Source organism: Ensifer sp. ENS10 (assembly GCF_014852025.1).
GTDB lineage: Bacteria > Pseudomonadota > Alphaproteobacteria > Rhizobiales > Rhizobiaceae > Ensifer.
The window spans coordinates 56,573-77,008 of record NZ_JACVAS010000002.1 but is presented as its reverse complement, the minus strand read 5'-3'; the positions used below and the strand labels follow the sequence as shown (position 1 = coordinate 77,008).

Genomic DNA, 20,436 nt, shown 5'->3' with positions numbered 1-20,436 from the left:
GAGTGTTCGAATGAATATGCAACAGGCAATCAAGATGACGGCCGCCGAGACGGCGCTCGTCGATGCCTATACCGCGCAGATCGGCGATTTGCCGGGTGATGGTTCGGTTCTCTCGGTCCGCGACACGCTGGTGCACGAACTGAAGACGGCTGGCCTGCCGACCCGCCGCGTCGAATCCTGGCACTATACCGACCTGCGCACCCTGCTGCGCGCAGTGCCGGCCGCCGACCCGACGGCCTTTGCCGATCGCGTCGATGCGCTGGTTCCGGGCTCGACAGTACTTTCCGTCCGCAACGGCCAGGCTGAGGTCAAGGCCAGCCTGCCTGATGGCGTGACCGTCCGTTCCTATGTCGACAGCCTGCTCGACGGTTCGGCGGCCGCCGGCCTCGCCGTGCTCGGCTTTGACGACGCGATCGGCCGCATCAATGGCGGTCTTGTCCGCGGCGGTCTCGAAATCGACGTGGCTGCTGAAACTGCTCTGGAAGATCCGCTGGAAATCCAGCTGGTGCAGAGCCTCGGCCAGGCGCATACGCGCTTCCCGGTCGCCTTCGGCGCCAACACCAAGGCAACCGTGATCGAGCGGCATCTTTCGACCGATGCCGGCGAGAGCTTCGTCTCGTCTGTCAGCGACGTGACGCTTGCGGAAGGTTCCGAGATCATCTGGATCATCCTGCAGCAGCAGGGCATTTCCGATACCCATCTCGGCCAGCTCCGCTTCGACCTCGGCAAGAACGCCAAGCTGCATCTCTTCGTGATCAATGCCGGCGGCAAGCTGGTGCGCCAGGAGATCCACGGCAAGACGAGCGGCGAGGGCGCGGATTTCAAGCTGCGCGGCATCAACCTGCTCGGTGGTGAAAGCCACACGGACGTGACCTTCACGCTCGGCCACAACGTGCCGCACACGACCTCGACGGAGGTCATCCGCAACGTCGTGTTCGACCGCGCCAAGGGCGTCTTCCAGGGCAAGATCCTGGTCGCCAAGGACGCCCAGAAGACCGACGCGAAGATGGCGTGCAACACGCTGCTCTTGTCCGACGATGCCGACCTGTCGGCGAAACCGGAACTGGAGATCTTCGCGGACGACGTCCAGTGCGGTCACGGTGCGACGGTTACCGACATCGACCACACCCAGCTCTTCTACATGCTGGCGCGCGGCATTCCGGAGAACAAGGCGCGGGCGATGCTCGTCAACGCCTTCGTCGCCGAGATCGTCGAAGAGCTGGAAGAGCACGAAGCGCTGGTCGAGGCACTCGAAGACGTCATCTCGACCTGGCTCGACAAGCACGCCTAAGGCTATTGCGTAATTCCTTAATTCGGAAGCGATTTAGGGATAGAATTATGCAGCAGTTCAACATGTTACAGCGACCTTAGCGCGTCCGGAATGACGCGCGGCGCTGTAGCGAAATTGGATTGAAACACATGGAACACTCCGTACCGGTGCCTGCCTACGACGTCGAAGCGATCCGCAAGGATTTCCCGATCCTATCGCGAACCGTTTATGGCAAGCCGCTTGTCTATCTCGACAACGGCGCATCGGCGCAGAAACCACAGGTCGTGATCGACGCGGTGGCCCATGCCTATTCCAACGAATATGCCAACGTCCATCGCGGCCTGCATTTCCTGTCGAATGCCGCGACGGAAGCCTATGAGGCGGCGCGCGATAAGGTGCGCCGCTTCCTGAACGCCCCTTCGCCCGACAACATCATCTTCACCAAATCCTCGACCGAAGCGATCAACACGGTCGCCTATGGCTACGGCATGCCGAAGCTCGGCGAGGGTGACGAGATCGTGCTGTCGATCATGGAGCACCACTCCAACATCGTTCCCTGGCACTTCATCCGTGAGCGTCAGGGCGCCAAGCTTGTCTGGGCGCCGGTGGACGAGAACGGCGCGTTCCACGTCGAAGACTTCGTCAAATGCCTGACGGACCGCACCAAGCTCATCGCCATCACCCATATGTCGAATGCGCTGGGTACGGTGGTTCCGGTCAAGGAGATCTGCCGCATCGCTCGCGAACGCGGCATCCCGGTTCTGGTCGACGGCAGCCAGGGTGCCGTGCACATGCCGGTCGACGTCCAGGACATCGATTGCGACTGGTACGTGATGACCGGCCACAAGCTTTACGGCCCCTCCGGGGTCGGCGTGCTCTACGGCAAGATGGACCGGCTGAAGGAGATGCGGCCGTTCCTCGGCGGCGGCGAGATGATCGAGGTGGTGACCGAAGATTACGTCACCTATAACGATCCGCCGCACCGCTTCGAGGCGGGCACGCCGCCGATCGTACAGGCGATCGGGCTTGGCTACGCGCTCGACTACATGGAAAAGCTCGGCCGCGCAGCGATCCAGGCGCATGAGGCAGACCTGACGGCCTATGCGCGCGAGCGTCTTTCGGCGGTCAATTCGCTTCGGGTTTTCGGCGACGCGCCCGATAAGGGCAGCATTTTTGCCTTCGAGATCGCCGGCATCCATTCCCACGACGTCTCGATGGTCATCGATCGCGCCGGGGTCGCTGTTCGCGCCGGCACGCATTGCGCTCAGCCGCTCTTGAAACGCTTCGGTGTTACCTCCACATGCCGTGCATCTTTCGGCCTCTATAACACCAGGGCCGAAGTGGACGCGCTGGCGGACGCGCTGGAGCATGCACGCAAGTTTTTCGCCTAAGAAATTGGTAAAAGGTTCAAAGAGTTCTCGTAGTCTTTTGAACCAAAAGAGAAAGTCCAGGAGGCCGATATGAGCCTTGATGCAACGGAAGAAAAGGTCGATGTCCGCGAGGGCATCGTGCATTCGGCGATCCCGACCGAGGAACTGGCGCGCCTCAGCGACGATATCATCGCCGCACTGAAGACCGTCTACGATCCGGAAATCCCGGCCGACATCTTTGAACTTGGCCTCATCTACAAGATCGACATCGAAGACGACCGGATGGTCAAGATCGACATGACGCTGACCGCACCGGGCTGCCCGGTTGCCGGCGAAATGCCGGGCTGGGTCGAGAATGCCGTCGGCGCCGTCGAGGGCGTATCGGGCGTCGAAGTCTCGATGACCTTCGATCCGCCATGGACGCCGGACCGCATGTCCGAGGAGGCGCAGGTCGCTGTCGGCTGGTATTGAGCCGGCGCCGCATATTGATCCGTTAAGGCACGGATACTACATTTGATTCTGTAAGGCGCCGGGCCTTTACCCCGGTGACGACAAGGAGAATGAGCCCATGGGCTTTGCCGTAATGAGCCTGACCGATTCTGCCGCCGACCGCGTCCGTTCGATCGTCGAAGGCGCCGGTGCCGATGCCAAGGGCATTCGCGTCGGCATCAAGAAGGGTGGCTGCGCCGGCATGGAGTATGCCGTCGACCTGGTGACCGAGCCCAACCCCAAGGACGACCTGATCGAACATCAGGGCGCCAGGGTCTGGGTGGCGCCCGAAGCCGTGCTCTACCTGCTTGGCACGCAGATGGATTTCGAAGTCACGACGCTGCGCTCCGGATTTACCTTCAACAATCCGAACCAGACGTCCGCCTGTGGCTGTGGCGAATCGGTCGAACTGAAGCCCGCCGACCTCGCGGCTCTGGCCGCACAGGGCGATGCGGCGGTGCGCGCCAACTAAATTTCCTCCATTCTTTCAAACGGATAGGTTGGCCCGGTTTTCGCCGGGCCATTTTTCTGCTGAGATGCTTGAACATGGAACGGGGGATTGGGCATGGCGGCGTTCAATGAGGATCTCGTCTTCAAGGCGCTCTACGAGACGTTTCCCGATCCGGTGATCATCATCGACGCCGAGCGCGTCATCCGCTCCGCAAACAATGCCGCCCTGCGCCAGTTCGGCTATCCCGCCGAAGAATTCATCGATCGCTCGGTGCGGCTGATCTACGCCAACGACGCGGAATACGAGAAGCGCCTGCGGAACCGCGCGGCACGCGTGGACGAAACCGCGGCCCGGACGTCGAACTATCTCTATGTCAGGCGCGACGGATCGACATTTTCCGGCCACCTTCGCACGACGCCGCTGCTCGACGATCAGGGCGCGGAACTGGCGCTCATCGGCATCATCCGCGACGTTTCCGATCTCACGGAGGCTGTGGGCGAGCGGCAGAAGGCTTCCAATATGCTCAACGCAGCGCTGGAAGCGATGCCAGAGGGCTTTGCCATTTTCGACCGGCAAGAGCGGCTGGTCGTCTATAACAGGGCGTATCAGGCAATCTGCGGGCCGGCGGGGGCAGCGCTGAAGCCCGGCATCACGGCCGAAGAAATCCTGCTTCTGGCGCGACAGGGCGGCCATTATCCCGATGCCTTGCCGGGCACCCGCGAGGGCGACGAGTGGATCGCTTCGCGCCTGCGCGATTTCCGTCACCCCGATGGTCGCCCGAAGATATACCGCTATGCCGACGATCGTTGGCTGCGCGTGGAGAATATCAAGGCGAAGGACGGCAACACCGTCGTCGCACGCGTCGACGTCACCGATCTCAAACGCGCCGAGCTCGCGCTTGAGCGCCAGAGGCAGGAACTCGAGCACAAGAACGAGGCCCTCGGTCAATTCACCGCGACGGTCTCCCATGACCTCAAAGCGCCGCTCAGACACATCTCCATGTTCTCCGAAATGATCGAGGACGATCTGGCGGCAGGAAGCCAGGCTGAACTCGCCGAGAATGCGCGTCATCTGCGCGACAGCGTGAAACGCATGAACCGGGTGATCGACAGCCTGCTCGACTATGCGCAGATCGCGCACCGGATCACCCATTGGACGGAGGTGCGGCTCACAGACATTGTTGCCGAGACGCTGACGATCCTGGCCGGTGATATACAGGACGCGCAGGCAACCTTCGAGGTTGGCGACCTGCCGGAAGTGGAAGGGGACCCGGAGCTTCTGCGCCGCCTGGTCCAGAACCTGATCGGCAATGCGATCAAGTATCGGCACACCGACCGCCAACCGGTGATCTGCATTCACGGCGGCGTCGCCGATCAGATCGTTGAGCTGGTCGTCGAAGACAATGGCATCGGCATCGACCCGCGCTTTTCGACGCGGATTTTCGAAGTGTTCCAGCGGCTGCACAAGGACGAGACCGTCTATGGCGGCACGGGGATAGGTCTGGCACTTGCCAAGCGCATAGCCGAAAGCCACGACGGCTCGATCCGACTTGACACCACCTTCCGCGAAGGCGCACGTTTCATCGTGCTTCTTCCGAGGCGGCTACGGAAGGCAAACTAGGGCGGAACAGGTGGTCTCGACGCCAAAGCGACTGCTCTTGGTGGAGGACGACGCGCACGACGCGCGCTTCGTCATGCGTGCCTTCGCACAGGTCGACGAGACCATCGATCTGGTGCTGGCGGCGGATGCGGACGACGCGATCGCCCAGCTTGCCCGCACCCATTTCGACTTTGTGCTCCTGGATATCAAAATGCCCGGCAGCGACGGTATCGAGCTTCTGCGGCGCATCCGCAGGGGGCAGGCGACCGTCCTGATCCCGGTCATCGTGCTGACGTCATCCAGCAATCCGACCGACGTGCTCCATTGCTACCGCGCCGGCGCCAATGCCTATGTCGCCAAACCTGCTTCGGTCGCCGGCTACAGGCACTTTGCCGAGGCCTTCGTCCGCTTCTGGATTGAAAACACCATCCTGCCTCCCGGAATGACCACGCGTCGGTAAGTGCGCGCCAAAAAACGCGGGCGGACGAACGCGTCACGTCCTGGTGTCGATCCTTGTAGATTTCGGGAATCAATCTGGATGCGGGCACGCGCTGCGCGCTGCCACGGGCGCCAGAAGGCGCTGAGGAAACCGGCGGAGCGAGCGCCCCGCCGGCTTTATTGACGTTACTCTGCCGCTTCCGCGTAGCTTTCCAGCGGCGGGCAGGTGCAGACGAGATTGCGGTCGCCAAAGACGTTGTCGACACGGTTGACCGGCGACCAGTACTTGTCGACCCGGAAGGCGCCCGGCGGGTAGCAGGCCTGTTCGCGCGAGTAGGGACGATCCCATTCGCCGACCAGGTCTTCGACCGTGTGCGGTGCGTTCTTCAGCGGGTTGTTGACCTTGTCCATCCGGCCTTCCTCGATGGCGCGGGCTTCCTCGCGGATTGCCAGCATCGCATCGCAGAAGCGGTCGATCTCGGCCTTGGTTTCCGATTCCGTCGGCTCGATCATCAGCGTGCCGGCAACCGGCCAGCTCATGGTCGGCGCATGGAAACCGCAGTCGATCAGCCGCTTGGCCACGTCGTCGACGGTGACGCCGGCGCTTTCGACCAGCGGGCGGGTGTCGATGATGCACTCATGCGCCACGCGGCCCTTCGACGACTTGTAGAGCACTTCGTAGGCACCCTTCAGGCGGGCAGCGATGTAGTTGGCGTTGAGGATCGCCACCTTCGTCGCCTGGGTCAGGCCCTCGCCGCCCATCATCAGGCAGTAGCTCCAGGAGATCGGCAGGATCGAAGCCGAGCCGAAGGGAGCCGCCGAGACCGCACCCTCATGGCCGTCCGTTTCCGGATGGCCGGGGAGATACGGGGCCAAGTGCGCCTTGACGCCGATCGGGCCCATGCCGGGACCGCCGCCGCCATGCGGGATGCAGAAGGTCTTGTGCAAGTTGAGGTGGCTGACGTCGGAACCGATGTCGCCGGGGCGGGCAAGGCCGACCATGGCGTTCATGTTGGCGCCGTCCAGGTAGACCTGGCCGCCGTGCTTGTGCACGATCTCGCAGACCTCACGCACGTTCTCCTCGAACACGCCATGGGTCGACGGATAGGTGATCATGCAGCACGAGAGGTTTTCCGCGTACTGCTCGGCTTTCGCACGGAAATCGTCCATGTCGATGTCGCCGTTTTCACTCACCTTGATGACGACGACCTTCATGCCGGCCATCTGCGCGGAGGCCGGGTTGGTGCCGTGCGCCGAGGTCGGGATCAGGCAGACGTCGCGATGGCCGTTGCCGTTGGCGATGTGATAGGCGCGGATCGTCAACAGACCGGCATACTCACCTTGCGCGCCCGAGTTCGGCTGCATCGAGATCGCGTCGTAGCCGGTGACGGCGCAGAGCTTTTCCGACAGGTCCTCGATCATGTGCTGGTAGCCAGCCGCCTGCTCCTTCGGCACGAAGGGATGGATCTCGGAGAATTCCGGCCAGGTGATCGGCAGCATTTCCGCGGTCGCGTTGAGCTTCATCGTGCACGAGCCGAGCGGAATCATCGCCCGGTCGAGCGCGAGGTCGCGGTCCGACAGACGGCGGATGTAGCGCGTCATCTCGCTTTCTGCGCGGTTCATGTGGAAGATCGGGTGCATCAGGTACTCGCTTGTGCGCAGCAGCGGCTGCGGCAGGCGGTAACCCGGCTCGAACTGTTCCACCTTGAAGTCGCCGCCGAAGGCGCGCCAGACGGCTTCGAGCGTGACCGGGCGCGAGCGCTCGTCAAGGCTGATGCCGATCTTGGTCTCGCCGATCTTGCGCAGGTTCACTTCCTCGGCGACCGCGGTCTTGAGGATGATGCCCTGCAGCTTGCCGACTTCGACGGTGATCGTGTCGAAGAACACATCGGGCTCTACGGTATAGCCGAGTTTTTCAAGGCCCATGGCGAGACGCACGGTCTTCTGGTGAACGCTCTGGGCGATCGCCTTGATGCCCTTCGGTCCGTGGAACACCGCGTACATCGAGGCCATGACGGCGAGCAGCACCTGGGCGGTGCAGATGTTCGACGTCGCTTTCTCGCGGCGGATGTGCTGTTCGCGGGTCTGCAGAGACAGGCGATAGGCGCGGTTGCCGCGCGCATCGACCGATACGCCGACGAGGCGGCCGGGCATGGAGCGCTTGTGCGCGTCCTTGACCGCCATATAGGCCGCATGCGGACCGCCATAGCCGACCGGCACGCCGAAGCGCTGGGTGCAGCCGATAGCGATATCGGCGCCCATCTCTCCGGGCGACTTCAGCAGAGCCAGCGCCAGCGGATCGGCGGCGACGGTTGCGATCGCGCCGGTCTGGTGCAGGCGGGCGATCAGGCCGGTGAAATCGTTCACGTGGCCGTAGGTGCCCGGATACTGGAAGATCGCGCCGAAAACATCGACCGGATCGAGATCGGTGAAGGGATTGCCGATGACGATCTGCCAGCCGAGCGGCTCGGCGCGGGTCTTCAGGAGAGCGATCGTCTGCGGGTGGCAGTTCTCGTCGACGAAGAAGGTCTTGGCCTTCGACTTCGAGACGCGCTCGGCCATCGCCATGGCTTCAGCTGCGGCGGTCGCTTCGTCGAGCAGAGAGGCGTTGGCGACGTCGAGGCCGGTCAGGTCGCAGACCATGGTCTGGTAGTTGAGCAGCGCCTCGAGGCGGCCCTGGCTGATTTCCGGCTGGTAGGGCGTATAGGCCGTGTACCAGGCCGGGTTTTCCAGGATGTTGCGCTGGATCACCGGCGGCGTGATCGTGCCATAATAGCCCTGGCCGATCAGCGACACGAGCTTCTGGTTGCGGTTGGCCGTTTCGCGCATCTTGTCGAGCGCCTCGCGCTCGGTCATCGGCGCGGCCCAGGCGAGCGGCGTCTTCTGGCGGATCGACGGTGGCACGGTATCGTCGATGAGCGCGTCGAGTGACGGGTAACCGACGACCTTCAGCATCTCGTCCATTTCGGCCGGCGACGGGCCGATATGACGCCGGTTGGCGAAGTCATACGGCTTGTAGTCGGTAAAGGTGAAATCCTTGGGCATGCTCATCAGGCGACGAGCTCCTTGTAGGCCGCTTCGTCGAGAAGGGCGTCGGCTGCGTTCGGATCGGCGAGTTTCAGCTTGAAGAACCAGGCAGCGCCCTGCGGATCGCTGTTGACCAGCGACGGGTCGTCGACGATCGCCTGGTTCACTTCGACGATTTCGCCATCAAGTGGACAATAGACGTCGGATGCTGCCTTGACGGATTCGACGGTTGCCGCCGTGTCACCCTTGGCGAAAGTGGAGCCGGTTTCCGGTAGTTCCACAAAGACGAGGTCGCCGAGCTGGCCGGCTGCGTGTTCGGTGATGCCGACCGTTGCGACGCCAGCTTCGACCTTCAGCCACTCGTGTTCGTCGGTGAACTTCAACATTTGCGCTTTCTCCTGATCAGCGTTTGTAGGTTTGTTTGACAAAGGGCAGGGCGGCGACCGCTACCGGCAGGTACTTGCCGCGCACTTCCGCAAAAAGGGTGGTGCCATTTTCCGTGTGGCCGGCATCGACATAGCCCATGGCGACAGGACCATCGACGGAGGGACCGAAGCCGCCCGACGTCACCTGACCCACCGGGCTCTTGCCCTCGGCATCCGCAAAAAGGCTGACGCCGCCGCGCACGGGCGCGCGTCCTTCCGGCTTCAAACCAACGCGACGGCGCGAAGCGCCATCGGCCAGCTGGCCGAGGATGCGATCGGCACCGGGGAAGCCTCCCTCACGGGCGCCGCCGGCCCGCCGGGCCTTCTGCATCGCCCACTCGATGGCGCCCTCGACCGGCGTGGTCGTGGTGTCGATGTCGTTGCCATAAAGACAAAGACCCGCTTCCAGACGCAGCGAATCACGCGCGCCAAGGCCGATCGGCTTGACATCGGGATGCTCGAGCAGCCGCTGTGTGACATCCACTGCGGATGCGACGGGAATGGAGATTTCGAAACCGTCTTCGCCGGTGTAGCCGGAGCGGGAAATGATGCAGGCAACATCATGCAGATCGGCTTCGGCGACGTCCATGAAGCGCATGGCCGAGACATCGGCCCACAATTCGCCCAGCACGGCTTCGGCATGAGGACCCTGCAGCGCGATCAGCGCGCGGTCGTCGAGCATGGTGACTTGGCAGGTGTCGGCAAGCCCCTTTTTCAGATGCTCGAAATCCGCATCCTTGCAGGCGGCGTTGACGACGAGGAACAGGTGGTCGCCACGGTTGGCGATCATCAGGTCGTCGAGGATGCCGCCTTCGGCATTGGTGAAGATCGCATAACGCTGCCGGCCTTCGCCAAGGCCGAGCACATCGACCGGCACCAGCTTTTCAAGCGCAAGCGCTGCATCTTCGATCTTGCCGGACTTCGGCCGGACAATGACCTGGCCCATATGCGAAACGTCGAAGAGACCGGCGGCAACACGGGTGTGCTGGTGCTCCTTCATCACGCCATCGGGGTACTGCACCGGCATGTCGTAACCGGCAAAGGGCACCATGCGCGCGCCGAGTGAAAGGTGCAGCGCATGCAGCGGCGTATGTTTCAAATGGGGATTCTGTTCCAAATCCGGCCTCCAGGTCTGGCGCTCCCGCGCCGGCTCACACTTCCGGCATCAATCGCCGTCGATTCGAGCCCCCTCTGTCCCTTTGCCTGAGATTGTTATCCCTTCGGCGAGCGTTGAAACGCTTCTCTCCAGAGTCCTACCGGCACCTTGCTGGTCCTTTGGCCTGAGAGTTTCCGGGGCGGTTGCTCCTTCGGCACCGGTTTGAGCCGGCTTCTCCCAACAAGATCGTCTCCAGATAACGGCGAAGGCGGGAGCTTGGCAAGGGGGCGGTGTCGCGGTGAAACACATTTTTGTCGCACGACCAAAGGCCGCAGCCCGGGCGGGTGCGGCAATTCTGTCTTTGCATTCTTCTCCGGTTGAGGATAACCCAAGTGAAATACCGGGGATGACCATGACAGGGCGCGAAGGAAAATTCGGGATAGCAGTGCGGCTGATCGCCGTATTCGCGCTCGTTTTCCTGGCCTTTGCCCACAAGCCGCTCATGGCCAAGACGCTGACGCCGGCCGAGATCGCCGCCTATCAGCTGCCTGATGGTTCGATGGCCGAAATCTGCTTCGGCCTGGACGGCGTCGACCACCAAAGCGGCAAGGGCCAATCGATGGCCCCGATCTGCGAAGCCTGCCGGCTCTCGGGTTCGATCCTCCTGCCAGTTCCGCCGACCGAGAGCGTTCGCGCCGATGCCGGCGAATGGCAGCTATCGCCGGTTCTCGCTGAGAACGCCACGCCCCATCAGCATCTGCGCCTGCTGCCGCATTCGCGCGGGCCGCCTGTGCGTTCGTAATCCTCCTCTCGCATTCCCATTACAATTCGCCGCCCTCAAGCGGCTTGGACCACGCCCGTGGTCAGGAGATTACGACATGAACACGACCAGACTGGCTTCGCTTTCGCTCGGCCTTAGCCTTGCCGCAAGCGGCATTGCCCACGCGCACGCCACCTTCGAAAACGACACGGCGCCGGTGGAGAGCACCTTCAAGGCGGTGCTGCAGGTGCCACACGGCTGCGACGGCAAGCCGACGACGGAAGTGCAGATCAAGCTGCCCGAAGGCTTCGTCTTCGCCAAGCCGCAGCCGAAGCCCGGCTGGGAGCTCGAGGTGATCAAGGGCGATTACCAGAAAACCTATGACAATCATGGCGAGAAGGTCTCGTCCGGCCCGGTGGAAATCCGCTGGAAGGGCGGCAACCTCTCGGACGACTACTACGACACCTTTGTCGTACGCGGCAAACTCTCGGGCTTCGACAAGGAAACCGTGCTTGCGTTCCCGACCACGCAGCTTTGCGGAACCGAAGGCAAGGTCGTCTGGGATCAGGTTGCTGCCGAAGGCCAGAACGCGCATGACCTGAAGAGCCCGGCGCCGACCGTGACGGTAACCATGGCCGACGCTGCCGATCCTCATGCCGGCCATGGCGGGCATATGGCTGCTGCCGACGGGGCAGCGAAACTTGGCGACCTCGAGATATCAGGCGGCTCGGTTAAGGCCATGTTGCCGGGCGCCAAGGTCGGCGGCGGCTTCCTGACGATCAGGAATGGCGGGGCAGGCGAGGATCGGCTCGTGGCCGTCGAAAGCCCCGCGGCTGCTCGCGTCGAGATCCACGAGATGAAAATGGAAAACGACGTGATGAAGATGCGCAAGCTCGATGACGGCGTTGCAGTACCGGCCGGTGAAACGGTCGAGCTCAAGGCCGGCGGCCTGCATCTGATGTTCATGGACGTGAAGACGCCGTTCAAGGAAGGTGATGCCGTTCCCGTCACGCTCGTCTTCGAAAAGGCTGGCAAGGTCGATGCGGCATTCCCGGTTGGCTCGGCCAAGGGCGGCGCGGCGGCCGGCGGCCACAAGCATCACTGATTGAGAGATTGTGACGCCTCAGGCGGCGTCGCTTTCATCCTCTTGGCCGGCCGGTTCATCCTGCCGGCCTTCGTTTTCGCGGCTCTCGGCTCCGTCGTCGTCATCGCGCATGAATTCGAGATAGCGGCGCAGCGCTTCGGCTTCCGAGCGTTCCGGCAACCGGCCATCGGCGCTCATGAGCATGAAGGAGAGGGGCAGGGCGCCCTTGGTCTTTGGGATCGAGACCGGCGTCAGCGCGGGCTCCTCGGCGCGCCGGATCGAAAGCAGCGTGATCGCTTCGTCGGTCGGACCGTCACCCCGCACGCGTGCAGACGGCTTCAGCGCTTCCGCTGCATAGGCCGCTGTCGTCGCGGATACTGTGACGACCTGTGTCACGTCTTTCCTGCCTTCCCGTCGTTCAATCCTTTCTTGTCGCTCAACTCCACTTGCAGGCGTGTAAAAACCGGCACCTGCCTTTTAATAAAATCCTAACGACGGCCAGATTCGTGGCAGTTGCGGTGAACGAATCCCGAAGCGCGAACCTTTACTTGCGATATTACTAAAGTTCGCGCACACTCGCCCAGATAGAAACGGAGAGGCTTCAAATGACCGAGCGAAGCGTGTTGGAAACCAGGATTCGGGCCCTCTACCTTGCCCGCAACGTCAACGACCTCGACACCATGATGGCGCAACTCGATCCGGACTTCAGCTTCCGCATCGTCGGAAACGGCAGGCTCGGCACGATGGCGCTCGGGGTCAACACGCCGGAAACGGTGCGCAGCAGTTTCCAGGCCCTCGTTGAGAACTGGGACCTGAGCGAGATGGAGATGGTTGGCGCTTACGCTGACGGCGATACTATCGTCGTCCACCGCGCCGGCGTCGTTTGCTTCATTCCATCGCAAACCCGTCAACGGACCGAAATCATCGACAAGTTCACGTTCCGTGACGGGTGGATCGTCGATCTGACGGAGTTCGTTGACACCTTGTTCGTCGCCGAAACGATCGGGCTACTGGACGCGCGGGACAGAGACTATTCGTCCTCAACTCTGGACAGGATGAGCCTTTGAACTTCCGGTTCCTGGGATCGGATGGCGTTCATCAACACGGCGAGGCGGCTGCGCAGGCCGTGGATCTGGTCGAGCAGCCGCATGGCGACATCAACGCCGTCGTCGTTGACGCCCATTGGACCTGTCAGATCCTGGATCAGACGGGCGCGGGCGAGGTCGGCGTCTTCGAAAAGCCAGCCGGAGTCGGCCTCGCGCGGCATCAGCCAACGCTGTTCGATCCAGATGCGCAAGACCTTCACCTCGATGTCGAGGTGTTCGCAGAATTCGCGGTCGTTCATGCTTGCCCTCCCATGTCTTTGCGCGGGTCTTCCGTCTTTCCGTCTGCCCAGCTTTCAACGAAGGCGGATAGCGCCGGATCGGGGGTCTGCGGCAGCACGATCTTCAGGCTGACATAGGCATCGCCATGGCCGCCGCCGGACTTGTGCAGGCCCTTGCCCTTCAAACGCAATGTCTTGCCGGTGTTGGAGTGCGGCGGGATCGTGACATTGACCGCCCCGTCGATCGTCGGAACCCGGATCTTGCCGCCGAGCACCGCTTCACTCAGTGAGATCGGCACCTCGTAGCGAACGTCGTCACCATCGGTTGCAAAAAGAGGATGCGGCCTGACGCGGATATCGATCAGCGCGTCGCCGGCCGGCGCACCGTTGAACCCGGGTTCGCCCTTGCCACGCAGCCGCAGCGTCTGGCCGTCGCGCGTGCCGGGCGGGATGGTGAGATCGAGCGCCGGTCCGCCGCCCGGCAGGCTGATCTCGGTCTTGGTGCCGTTGGCCGCGTCGAGAAAGCCGATCTCCATGGAAAAGTGCTGATCACGGCCGCGCTGGCGTTGCTGCTGGCCGCCGCTGCGACGGGAAAAGAAACTCGAGAATATATCGTCCGCATCCGCGAAATCCGAAAAGCCATGTGCGCTCTCGTAGCGTCCCGCCGTATCTCCAGACGAGGCATAGTCGCGGTAGTAGTGGCGGGGTGCAGTCTCCGCACCCGTCTCGTCAATTTCGCCGCGATCGTATTTGCCGCGTTTCTCCTCGTCACTGAGGAGGGCGTAGGCCGCCGAAACAGCCTTGAAGCGGTCCTCCGCTCCTTTGTCTCCCGGGTTAAGATCCGGGTGCAATTTCTTGGCGAGCTTGCGATAGGCGCTCTGGATGTCCTTTTGTGTCGCTTCGCGGCTGACGCCGAGCGTTTCGTATGGGCTCGTCATGCGGTCTCCCTCAGGCGGCATCGATTGAGGTCGCATCGCCGACGCTCTGCGTGCGTTGCGATCATGCGTCTTCAATCACTCGCCTAAGAGCATAGGGCGGATTTTCGCGCGCGACAGGGGCGGCGCACCATGCGTGACGCATTGTCGCCGGCGCGGCCGGTTGCGGCTCTGCACCTTCGACCATTTCGCGAATTCGCGATCTCTGATACAATCAACGCCGGAAAGTTTTCTTTGGGGTGCAACGTTGCCTCGAAGCTCGGGGAGGTCGAAATGTCCGTCCGCCTGCAACTCGCCATCATGGTCGGCCTGATGATCAATGCCATCCTGTTCGGGATCGGCATCGTAACGGTTTTGTCGATCCCGGTTCTCGCCGACAACGCGAAGTATTCGATCCCGGCCCTGGTCGTCGCCTGCTTTGTCACGACGCCGTTCGTCGCCTGGATCATGGCGCCACGGCTTCGCCTCAGGTACTGGCAGGAGCGGGAGCAGGGGAACAAGCAGCAGCCGATCTAGCCGCGCTCATCGATTATTGACCAAGATTTACGTAAATCCATGGAAATCCGGGATGCACGAGCGGCCAAGTGATCGCCGGTACAAATTACATCTTCAACGATCAAACGTTTTGTTATACCACCGACTATATGCTGCTTGTCCCGTACGCTAATCCTCATATACCCACTAGTCTCAAGGACATAGCCGCTGTTAAGGCCCGAAAGGAACCGACTTCATGAGAACGATCGTATTGCTGTTCGCACTCGTCACTCTGGCCGCTTGCTCACAGACCGGCGGCGGTGGCACGCACTATGTTGGCGGTGACGGCGATTACTACCAGGGCATCGTCGCCCCCCGGTAACTGCGATCGTTTTCCATCGATCACTTGGCTGCCGCGAGCGCGCCTTCGCAAGAGGGAAAAGGCTCGGCTAGCCTGGTGGCCAGCGGCCGCCGGCCCAAAGTGACAGGCTTTGGCCGCCCCCTCAGAGCCAGCCGCCGGAAAAACCTGCTCGCCTCAAACCCACCACCACGGGCGCGCACCGGCGCATGATGTTCCACAGCAAGCCTGTTCGGTAGTTCTCGATCATCAGGACAACCGGGCCCTGGTCGATGCCGAAGTGGTAGGGGCTGACCCACCAACCAGTTTCGGTTCCTTCCACCGGAAAGCTTCGGTTGAAGGATGGCTTGAAGCCATAAAGCCTGGTCATGCCGAGCTTCATGCGGGCGCAGTTCCAGACTGTCGGGATGACGATCTCCGGCGCAAACGGCAGCGAGGCGACGACGGCCCAGGGCGACACGGTTCCGTCATCCGGGCCGAAGGGCGCACCGCGGGCGAGATAATCGAAAAACTCCCTTTCGCTGCCGTTCACGGTGCGCTTGGTCCAGCCTGGCCCGTCGCTCGCCGTGAACCCCCAACAATGCTCGCCGTAGCCGACGAAATTCAGCGGATTGCGGATGGCATATTCCTGCTGGACGAATGTCGCGTGCCGGCTGTTCTGGAAGTAGTCGCTATTGTGTTCGCGCATGAACTCGTCACGGATCCCGCGGAAATCGATCCACATATGCGAGAGCTGGTGCGTGAAGAGAGGGCCCGAATAGAGCAGCTCGCGACCATAAAGGTTCCGCCAGTCGTAGCTTTCAGTATAGGCGGCATAGGCTTCGGCCGGCAGCGGATGGGTCGGCGAGCCGAGGCCGAGTATGTAGAGAAGCAGGCCCTCATCGTAGCCGCGCCAGCGATAGGGAATGAAGCCGTTCTCCGGCCGCCAACCATGGGTCAGCGTAAGTCCATGATCGCAGGCCCAGTTCCAGTCGGCACGCTCATAGAGCGCATTTGCCGACCGGCGAATTTCGATTTCATCCGGCGTATCGCCATCAAAATAGGCGGCCACCGTCAACGCCCCCGCAAAAAGGAAGGCGGAATCGATCGTCGACAATTCGCATTCCCAAACGCGCCTGCCGGACTCAATGTCAAGGAAGTGATAGAAGAAGCCCTTGTAGCCGGAAGCATCCGGCTCCGGCCCCTGCGGACATTGCAGAAGAAACTGCAGCCGTCGACGCGCGATCTTTGCGGCGAACTTGCGAATGACAATGCCCCGCTCGATAAGCACGGGTATCGTCGCGAGCGCCATGCCGATCGCCGCAATACTTGCGGGTGCATCTTCCTGCGTCTTGTCGCGCACCAGACCGTTGTCGGGATTGGTGCAATGCAGATAGTACAGCAGCGTCGTGAACTGCAGCCGGGCAAGATCCTGCTCGGTCGGCATCCGGTTCAGTTCGGGATCTGTCGACAACAATCCCGGCATGGCTAGGCCACCACGAGGCGGACGTCGTGATCTCGTCCGTCATCCACGAGTGGAACACTTCGGTCAGCGACCTTCCTGCCATCAAGGCTCAGCGAATAGTGCTTCTGTCCTCGTTTGGAATCTCGGCTCACCTTGATACGATAGGTTGATCTGCCATGACGAAAGTCCACTTCGTATGTTGACCACCCGGCGGGTATGCATGGCTCGACAAAAAGCCGGGGCCCCTGACGGCGAATGCCGAGAATGGCCTCAAGACCAACGCGGTACAGCCAGCCCGCCGATCCCGTATACCAGGTCCAGCCCCCGCGGCCGGTGTGAGGAGCGGCCCCATAGACGTCGGCGCTGACAACATAGGGCTCGACCATGTAACGGTCGGTGTCTTTGGGTGACAGGGCATGGTTGATGGGATTGAGCATGCTCCAGAGCTGAAACGCCCGATCGCCATCCCCCAGCAATGCTGTCGCCAGCGCCACCCACGTGGCCGCGTGGGTGTACTGGCCGCCATTCTCCCGAATTCCGGGCACATAGCCCTTTATGTAGCCGGGCTGTAGCGAGCCCTTGTCGAACGGCGGATCGAAAAGCTGTATCAAGCCGTTGTCGGTACGAACGAGCCGCTCCCAAACCGCGCGCATTGCCTGCGCGGCGCGCTCGGCATCTGCAGCACCCGAGATAACTGCCCAGGCCTGCGGGATCGCGTCGATCTGACACTCGTCGTTCGACAGGGACCCGAGGGGCGTACCATCGTCGAAGTAGGCACGGCGATACCAGGCGCCATCCCAGGCGTGGGTTTCCAGGGATATGCGCAGGGTCTCGGCGCGCTCCTTGCACGATTTGGCCCGTTCGTCATCTGCCATCGCCGATGCGATGGCGGCAAAGGATCCAAGGACGGTCAGAAAGAACCATCCGTTCCATACGCTCTCGCCTTTGCCTTCCGCGCCGACCCGGTTCATGCCGTCGTTCCAGTCGCCCGTTCCCATAAGCGGAAGCCCGTGGCTGCCTAGCCGCAAACCTCGGTCAAGGGCCCGACAGCAGTGCTCATAGACGGTCCCGCTCTCCTGGCTGGCCGGAGGCACCTCGTAACGCTCCTCCTCCTCGTCCTCTAGAGGCGGCGAGACGATGAAAGGAACCTGCTCGCTGAGGAGCCCGTAGTCTCCGGAGACCGATACATAGTGATGGACGACGTAGGGCAGAAAGTAGAGGTCGTCCGTCATGCGTGTGCGCACGCCGGCACCCGATGGCGGATGCCACCAATGTTGAACATCTCCCTCGGTAAACTGGCGCGAGGCAGCGCGAAGGATGTGCGCTCGCGCTTCATCGGGCGCGCAATGGACGAGGGCTGCGACGTCCTGCAGCTGGTCGCGAAATCCATAGGCGCCGCCGGATTGGTAGAACCCGGTTCGCGCCCAGATACGGCAAGCCAACACCTGATAGAGCAACCAGCGGTTCATCATGAGGTTGAAGGCCGTATCTGGCGTTCGGACCGTGACGGCGTTCAGCAGATGATCCCACTGTTGTGAAACGGCTGCCAGCGCGTTCCTGGCGCCCCTCGGTTCGGCATGTTCGCGGACGAGCCTGCGCATTTCCTCGCGGCTTTCGGCCTGCCCGAGCACGAATACCAGCTCGACGGTCACTGCCGGCGGGATTGAGGCGCTGACCATGAGGGCTGCGCAGGGGTCGAGCAGAGAACCGGTTTGTCCCCCAAGATCGAAGCCTTCCAATCCCACCGGCTGAGCGGTGGAACCGTTTCTGCCGAGGAACGCGCGCCGATCGCATGTGAACGATCGGACAGGCGCGCTTGAGGCGGCGAATGCGAGCGTTCCGGAGAAATCACCCTCCCAGACGCTCCGGGCAACGATAGCACCGATCTCGCTGTCAAATTCGCATTCGATCCGGGAGAATGCGCTTTCGCGCAGCGTGCCGAGGACCCATTCAACGAAGTAGGTGGCGGTAAGGCGGCGAAGTCGTTTTCCGTCGTTGCGAATAGCAAGGCGCACAACCTTGATCGCTCCCGAGGCCGGCACGTGGACAGCCATTTCATGATGCAATGGTCCGCGACTGCTTTCGTAGCACGTGTAACCTTGGCCATGCCTCGTTCTCGTCGTCGATGTTTGGCCAAGAGGCAAAGGCGTCGGCGTCCATAGCTCCGCCGTCTGCTCATCGCGCAAGTAGATAACTTCACTCGGCGGGTCCGAGACCGAGTCGTTTGACCAAGGCGTGAGCCTGTTCAGTTGGCTGTTGCCCGCCCAAGTGTACCCAAGACCGCTGTCGCTGGTCAGGCAGCCAAACGCGCTATTGGCAAGGACGTTGCACCACGGCGTTGGCGTCGCGTCCGCTGCGATCACATATTCGCGCCCGTCTTTGGTAAACCCTCCACGGCCATTCCAAAAAAGCAGGCTATCCTGTGGTGCCTCGTGACGCCTTTCGTGCGCGGCGGAGACATTCGTCCTGGTCTCCTTCAGCGTCGGAAAAGTGGTGGCCGATCTCGCCGAAAGTTGATCTGAAAGGGATCCTTGACTGCAGCAAAGGACGAGGCGCGCGGCGGCCGTGATCGCATTTTCTGCACTGGCCGAAACACTGGCCCTCGGTGGGAAATGAATACCCCCGGCTTTGCCGAGGGTTTGCTCCACATGGGCCGTCGCCTTGGCGCTCAACTGCAAGCTTTCGCTGGCTTCCCTTTCATCGAGGACCGCGAGATCGAAGGGAAATCCGCGACTGGCAAGGAATGCGTGGGCCTTGATGACATTGTCGACGAGAGAGTCCTCGCCTGTTTTGTCGATACGCAGCAGGAGAATTGGGATGGCTCCCGATAGTCCCGCCGATCCCAAGTCGTCGCGGTTCAGCCGCCTCGTGTCGGGCGTGCTGCCTTCCCTTAAGCCGGGAACAGAAAATGCCAGATGTGCTACGAGCCGATTGTAGACGGCCAACTCTTGAGGAGAGGGTGACCGGGGCGGGCCTTCATTGTTTTTCTCGGCATCCACCAACGTTTGGCGCGCGGCGTCGATATTGGCGAAGCGTCTTGCTATTGCGGCAGCGTCTACATCACTATCGGCTGCGCCCGTTACGAACGCGATCACTTCCGCTCCGGAGGGTTCCAGATCGACTGTCCGGCGCAGGCTGAAGATAGGGTCGAGCACGGGACCCGTCGTCCCTGATAGACGGCTCCCCGGCGCCAGGGCGTCAGGGTTTGAAGCCGTCCGCCGCCGGCCAAGAAATCTGTAGCGGTCCGTTTCATATTCCACCGCATGGCCCTGGCGGCTTGACGCAGACACGTGCACCGCCCAGACGGGGCGCTCCGATGCACTGCGCGGCCGGCGCCGCGCGAACAAAGCGGTTGTTTCGGTGTCGAACCAGGTTTCGATGAAAAGCTTGGCAAATGCCGGATGTGCGCTATCGGCGCTTCGGCCATTCAGGCAGACTTCGGAATAGCTTGTCAGCTCAAGCTTTCTCGCTTTCTTACCCTTGTTGCAGAGTTTCAGCAAACGCACCTCGGCATCGCAATCCAGTGCGACCGACACGTCCCATCGAATATCGATGTCTCCGAGCAAACAGCGGTACTCGGCACGATCGCCGCGAAACGTGTGTTCGTAGATCGCATCCGGATGGCAGATCGGCTGCCGGCCAATCGACCAGACCTCACCGCTCTCAAGGTCGCGGATGTAGCAGAACTGGCCCCAGCAATCGCGTGTGCCGTCCTCACGCCAACGCGTGATATCGAGGCCGTGCCAGGTTTCATACCCGGCGCCGGCCTCGGTCAGAAGCACGTTGTAGTGCCCATTCGAAAGCAGGATCGTGTCAGGAGGCACGCCTGCCTGATGTGTCGCACTGACGTCAACCTTGCCAACTGGCCGGACCATCAGACCGATCCTTCATT

Annotated in this window: 19 protein-coding genes and 1 riboswitch; of the genes, 11 read left to right on the top strand and 8 right to left on the bottom strand. The window is 62.0% G+C overall.

The annotated features are described in order from the left end of the window. Positions 1–10 precede the first annotated feature (10 nt). From sufD to IB265_RS07320, 6 genes are all read left to right on the top strand, one after another. Complete coding sequence (gene sufD / locus IB265_RS07345) at positions 11–1,291, top strand: Fe-S cluster assembly protein SufD (RefSeq protein WP_058324152.1); 1,281 nt, start codon at positions 11–13, stop codon at positions 1,289–1,291. A gap of 128 nt (positions 1,292–1,419) precedes the next feature. Further along, positions 1,420–2,661, top strand: a complete 1,242-nt coding sequence (locus IB265_RS07340; protein WP_058324153.1) for a cysteine desulfurase — start codon at positions 1,420–1,422, stop codon at positions 2,659–2,661. Between the two features lie 69 nt (positions 2,662–2,730). Continuing rightward, entirely contained in the window at positions 2,731–3,111 is a 381-nt protein-coding gene (locus tag IB265_RS07335) for an SUF system Fe-S cluster assembly protein (RefSeq protein WP_057250224.1), read from the top strand. Positions 3,112–3,208: 97 nt separating this feature from the next. Continuing rightward, complete coding sequence (gene sufA / locus IB265_RS07330; RefSeq protein WP_112946829.1) at positions 3,209–3,601, top strand: Fe-S cluster assembly scaffold SufA; 393 nt, start codon at positions 3,209–3,211, stop codon at positions 3,599–3,601. A gap of 93 nt (positions 3,602–3,694) precedes the next feature. Continuing rightward, positions 3,695–5,200 carry an ATP-binding protein gene (locus tag IB265_RS07325; RefSeq protein WP_192494696.1) on the top strand — a complete coding sequence of 502 codons (1,506 nt, stop codon included), beginning with the start codon at positions 3,695–3,697 and terminating at the stop codon, positions 5,198–5,200. 10 nt (positions 5,201–5,210) lie between these two features. Then, complete coding sequence (locus IB265_RS07320; RefSeq protein WP_057250231.1) at positions 5,211–5,639, top strand: response regulator; 429 nt, start codon at positions 5,211–5,213, stop codon at positions 5,637–5,639. A 164-nt stretch (positions 5,640–5,803) separates the two neighbouring features. Here IB265_RS07320 and gcvP read toward each other — a convergent pair whose 3' ends face one another. From gcvP to gcvT, 3 genes are read right to left on the bottom strand one after another with little or no spacing between them, the layout of a single operon-like run. Next, positions 5,804–8,668: an aminomethyl-transferring glycine dehydrogenase gene (gcvP, locus tag IB265_RS07315; protein ID WP_058324155.1), complete on the bottom strand. Its 2,865-nt coding sequence runs from the start codon at positions 8,666–8,668 to the stop codon at positions 5,804–5,806. After that, positions 8,668–9,030 carry a glycine cleavage system protein GcvH gene (gene gcvH, locus IB265_RS07310; protein WP_025427112.1) on the bottom strand — a complete coding sequence of 121 codons (363 nt, stop codon included), beginning with the start codon at positions 9,028–9,030 and terminating at the stop codon, positions 8,668–8,670. Before gcvH ends, gcvP begins: the two co-directional genes overlap by 1 nt. Before the next feature lie 16 nt (positions 9,031–9,046). Beyond that, positions 9,047–10,186 carry a glycine cleavage system aminomethyltransferase GcvT gene (gene gcvT / locus IB265_RS07305; protein WP_192494695.1) on the bottom strand — a complete coding sequence of 380 codons (1,140 nt, stop codon included), beginning with the start codon at positions 10,184–10,186 and terminating at the stop codon, positions 9,047–9,049. Between the two features lie 141 nt (positions 10,187–10,327). Next, positions 10,328–10,415, bottom strand: a riboswitch (glycine riboswitch). Between the two features lie 162 nt (positions 10,416–10,577). On the opposite strand from gcvT, the gene IB265_RS07300 reads away from it, so the two are divergent. Continuing rightward, positions 10,578–10,967 carry a hypothetical protein gene (locus tag IB265_RS07300; protein ID WP_112946847.1) on the top strand — a complete coding sequence of 130 codons (390 nt, stop codon included), beginning with the start codon at positions 10,578–10,580 and terminating at the stop codon, positions 10,965–10,967. 76 nt (positions 10,968–11,043) lie between these two features. Further along, positions 11,044–12,030, top strand: coding sequence for a DUF1775 domain-containing protein (locus IB265_RS07295; RefSeq protein WP_058324156.1), 987 nt, complete (start codon positions 11,044–11,046; stop codon positions 12,028–12,030). A gap of 18 nt (positions 12,031–12,048) precedes the next feature. Here IB265_RS07295 and IB265_RS07290 read toward each other — a convergent pair whose 3' ends face one another. Further along, positions 12,049–12,405 carry a hypothetical protein gene (locus IB265_RS07290; protein ID WP_112946833.1) on the bottom strand — a complete coding sequence of 119 codons (357 nt, stop codon included), beginning with the start codon at positions 12,403–12,405 and terminating at the stop codon, positions 12,049–12,051. A gap of 209 nt (positions 12,406–12,614) precedes the next feature. On the opposite strand from IB265_RS07290, the gene IB265_RS07285 reads away from it, so the two are divergent. After that, positions 12,615–13,076 carry a nuclear transport factor 2 family protein gene (locus IB265_RS07285; RefSeq protein ID WP_057250242.1) on the top strand — a complete coding sequence of 154 codons (462 nt, stop codon included), beginning with the start codon at positions 12,615–12,617 and terminating at the stop codon, positions 13,074–13,076. Here the strand turns inward: IB265_RS07285 and IB265_RS07280 are convergent. Together IB265_RS07280 and IB265_RS07275 are read right to left on the bottom strand one after the other, a co-directional pair. Continuing rightward, complete coding sequence (locus tag IB265_RS07280) at positions 13,040–13,354, bottom strand: chaperone modulator CbpM (RefSeq protein ID WP_057250244.1); 315 nt, start codon at positions 13,352–13,354, stop codon at positions 13,040–13,042. The genes IB265_RS07285 and IB265_RS07280 overlap by 37 nt on opposite strands. Continuing rightward, a complete protein-coding gene (locus tag IB265_RS07275) occupies positions 13,351–14,271 on the bottom strand; it encodes a DnaJ C-terminal domain-containing protein (RefSeq protein WP_192494694.1) in 921 nt (306 codons plus the stop codon). The genes IB265_RS07280 and IB265_RS07275 overlap by 4 nt, the downstream gene beginning before the upstream one ends. Positions 14,272–14,541: 270 nt before the next feature. Between IB265_RS07275 and IB265_RS07270 the strand changes: the two genes are divergently transcribed. Together IB265_RS07270 and IB265_RS37300 are read left to right on the top strand one after the other, a co-directional pair. After that, positions 14,542–14,784, top strand: coding sequence for a hypothetical protein (locus IB265_RS07270; RefSeq protein WP_058328308.1), 243 nt, complete (start codon positions 14,542–14,544; stop codon positions 14,782–14,784). 214 nt (positions 14,785–14,998) lie between these two features. Next, positions 14,999–15,124, top strand: a complete 126-nt coding sequence (locus tag IB265_RS37300; RefSeq protein ID WP_255571446.1) for a hypothetical protein — start codon at positions 14,999–15,001, stop codon at positions 15,122–15,124. A gap of 121 nt (positions 15,125–15,245) precedes the next feature. On the opposite strand, the gene IB265_RS07265 is transcribed toward IB265_RS37300, so the two are convergent. Together IB265_RS07265 and IB265_RS07260 are read right to left on the bottom strand one after the other, a co-directional pair. Further along, positions 15,246–16,565 carry a glucoamylase family protein gene (locus IB265_RS07265; RefSeq protein ID WP_112946834.1) on the bottom strand — a complete coding sequence of 440 codons (1,320 nt, stop codon included), beginning with the start codon at positions 16,563–16,565 and terminating at the stop codon, positions 15,246–15,248. A gap of 2 nt (positions 16,566–16,567) precedes the next feature. Then, positions 16,568–20,419, bottom strand: a complete 3,852-nt coding sequence (locus IB265_RS07260) for a GH36-type glycosyl hydrolase domain-containing protein (RefSeq protein WP_192494693.1) — start codon at positions 20,417–20,419, stop codon at positions 16,568–16,570. Positions 20,420–20,436 lie beyond the last annotated feature (17 nt).

Excerpts from the sequence above, each read along its gene's own strand:
- sufD (WP_058324152.1), top strand. The coding sequence starts at position 11 with ATGAATATGCAACAGGCAATCAAGATGACGGCCGCCGAGACGGCGCTC.
- IB265_RS07340 (WP_058324153.1), top strand. The coding sequence starts at position 1,420 with ATGGAACACTCCGTACCGGTGCCTGCCTACGACGTCGAAGCGATCCGC.
- IB265_RS07335 (WP_057250224.1), top strand. The coding sequence starts at position 2,731 with ATGAGCCTTGATGCAACGGAAGAAAAGGTCGATGTCCGCGAGGGCATC.
- sufA (WP_112946829.1), top strand. The coding sequence starts at position 3,209 with ATGGGCTTTGCCGTAATGAGCCTGACCGATTCTGCCGCCGACCGCGTC.
- IB265_RS07325 (WP_192494696.1), top strand. The coding sequence starts at position 3,695 with ATGGCGGCGTTCAATGAGGATCTCGTCTTCAAGGCGCTCTACGAGACG.
- gcvP (WP_058324155.1), bottom strand. The coding sequence starts at position 8,668 with ATGAGCATGCCCAAGGATTTCACCTTTACCGACTACAAGCCGTATGAC.
- gcvH (WP_025427112.1), bottom strand. The coding sequence starts at position 9,030 with ATGTTGAAGTTCACCGACGAACACGAGTGGCTGAAGGTCGAAGCTGGC.
- IB265_RS07300 (WP_112946847.1), top strand. The coding sequence starts at position 10,578 with ATGACAGGGCGCGAAGGAAAATTCGGGATAGCAGTGCGGCTGATCGCC.
- IB265_RS07295 (WP_058324156.1), top strand. The coding sequence starts at position 11,044 with ATGAACACGACCAGACTGGCTTCGCTTTCGCTCGGCCTTAGCCTTGCC.
- IB265_RS07285 (WP_057250242.1), top strand. The coding sequence starts at position 12,615 with ATGACCGAGCGAAGCGTGTTGGAAACCAGGATTCGGGCCCTCTACCTT.
- IB265_RS07280 (WP_057250244.1), bottom strand. The coding sequence starts at position 13,354 with ATGAACGACCGCGAATTCTGCGAACACCTCGACATCGAGGTGAAGGTC.
- IB265_RS07275 (WP_192494694.1), bottom strand. The coding sequence starts at position 14,271 with ATGACGAGCCCATACGAAACGCTCGGCGTCAGCCGCGAAGCGACACAA.
- IB265_RS07270 (WP_058328308.1), top strand. The coding sequence starts at position 14,542 with ATGTCCGTCCGCCTGCAACTCGCCATCATGGTCGGCCTGATGATCAAT.
- IB265_RS37300 (WP_255571446.1), top strand. The coding sequence starts at position 14,999 with ATGAGAACGATCGTATTGCTGTTCGCACTCGTCACTCTGGCCGCTTGC.
- IB265_RS07265 (WP_112946834.1), bottom strand. The coding sequence starts at position 16,565 with ATGCCGGGATTGTTGTCGACAGATCCCGAACTGAACCGGATGCCGACC.
- IB265_RS07260 (WP_192494693.1), bottom strand. The coding sequence starts at position 20,419 with ATGGTCCGGCCAGTTGGCAAGGTTGACGTCAGTGCGACACATCAGGCA.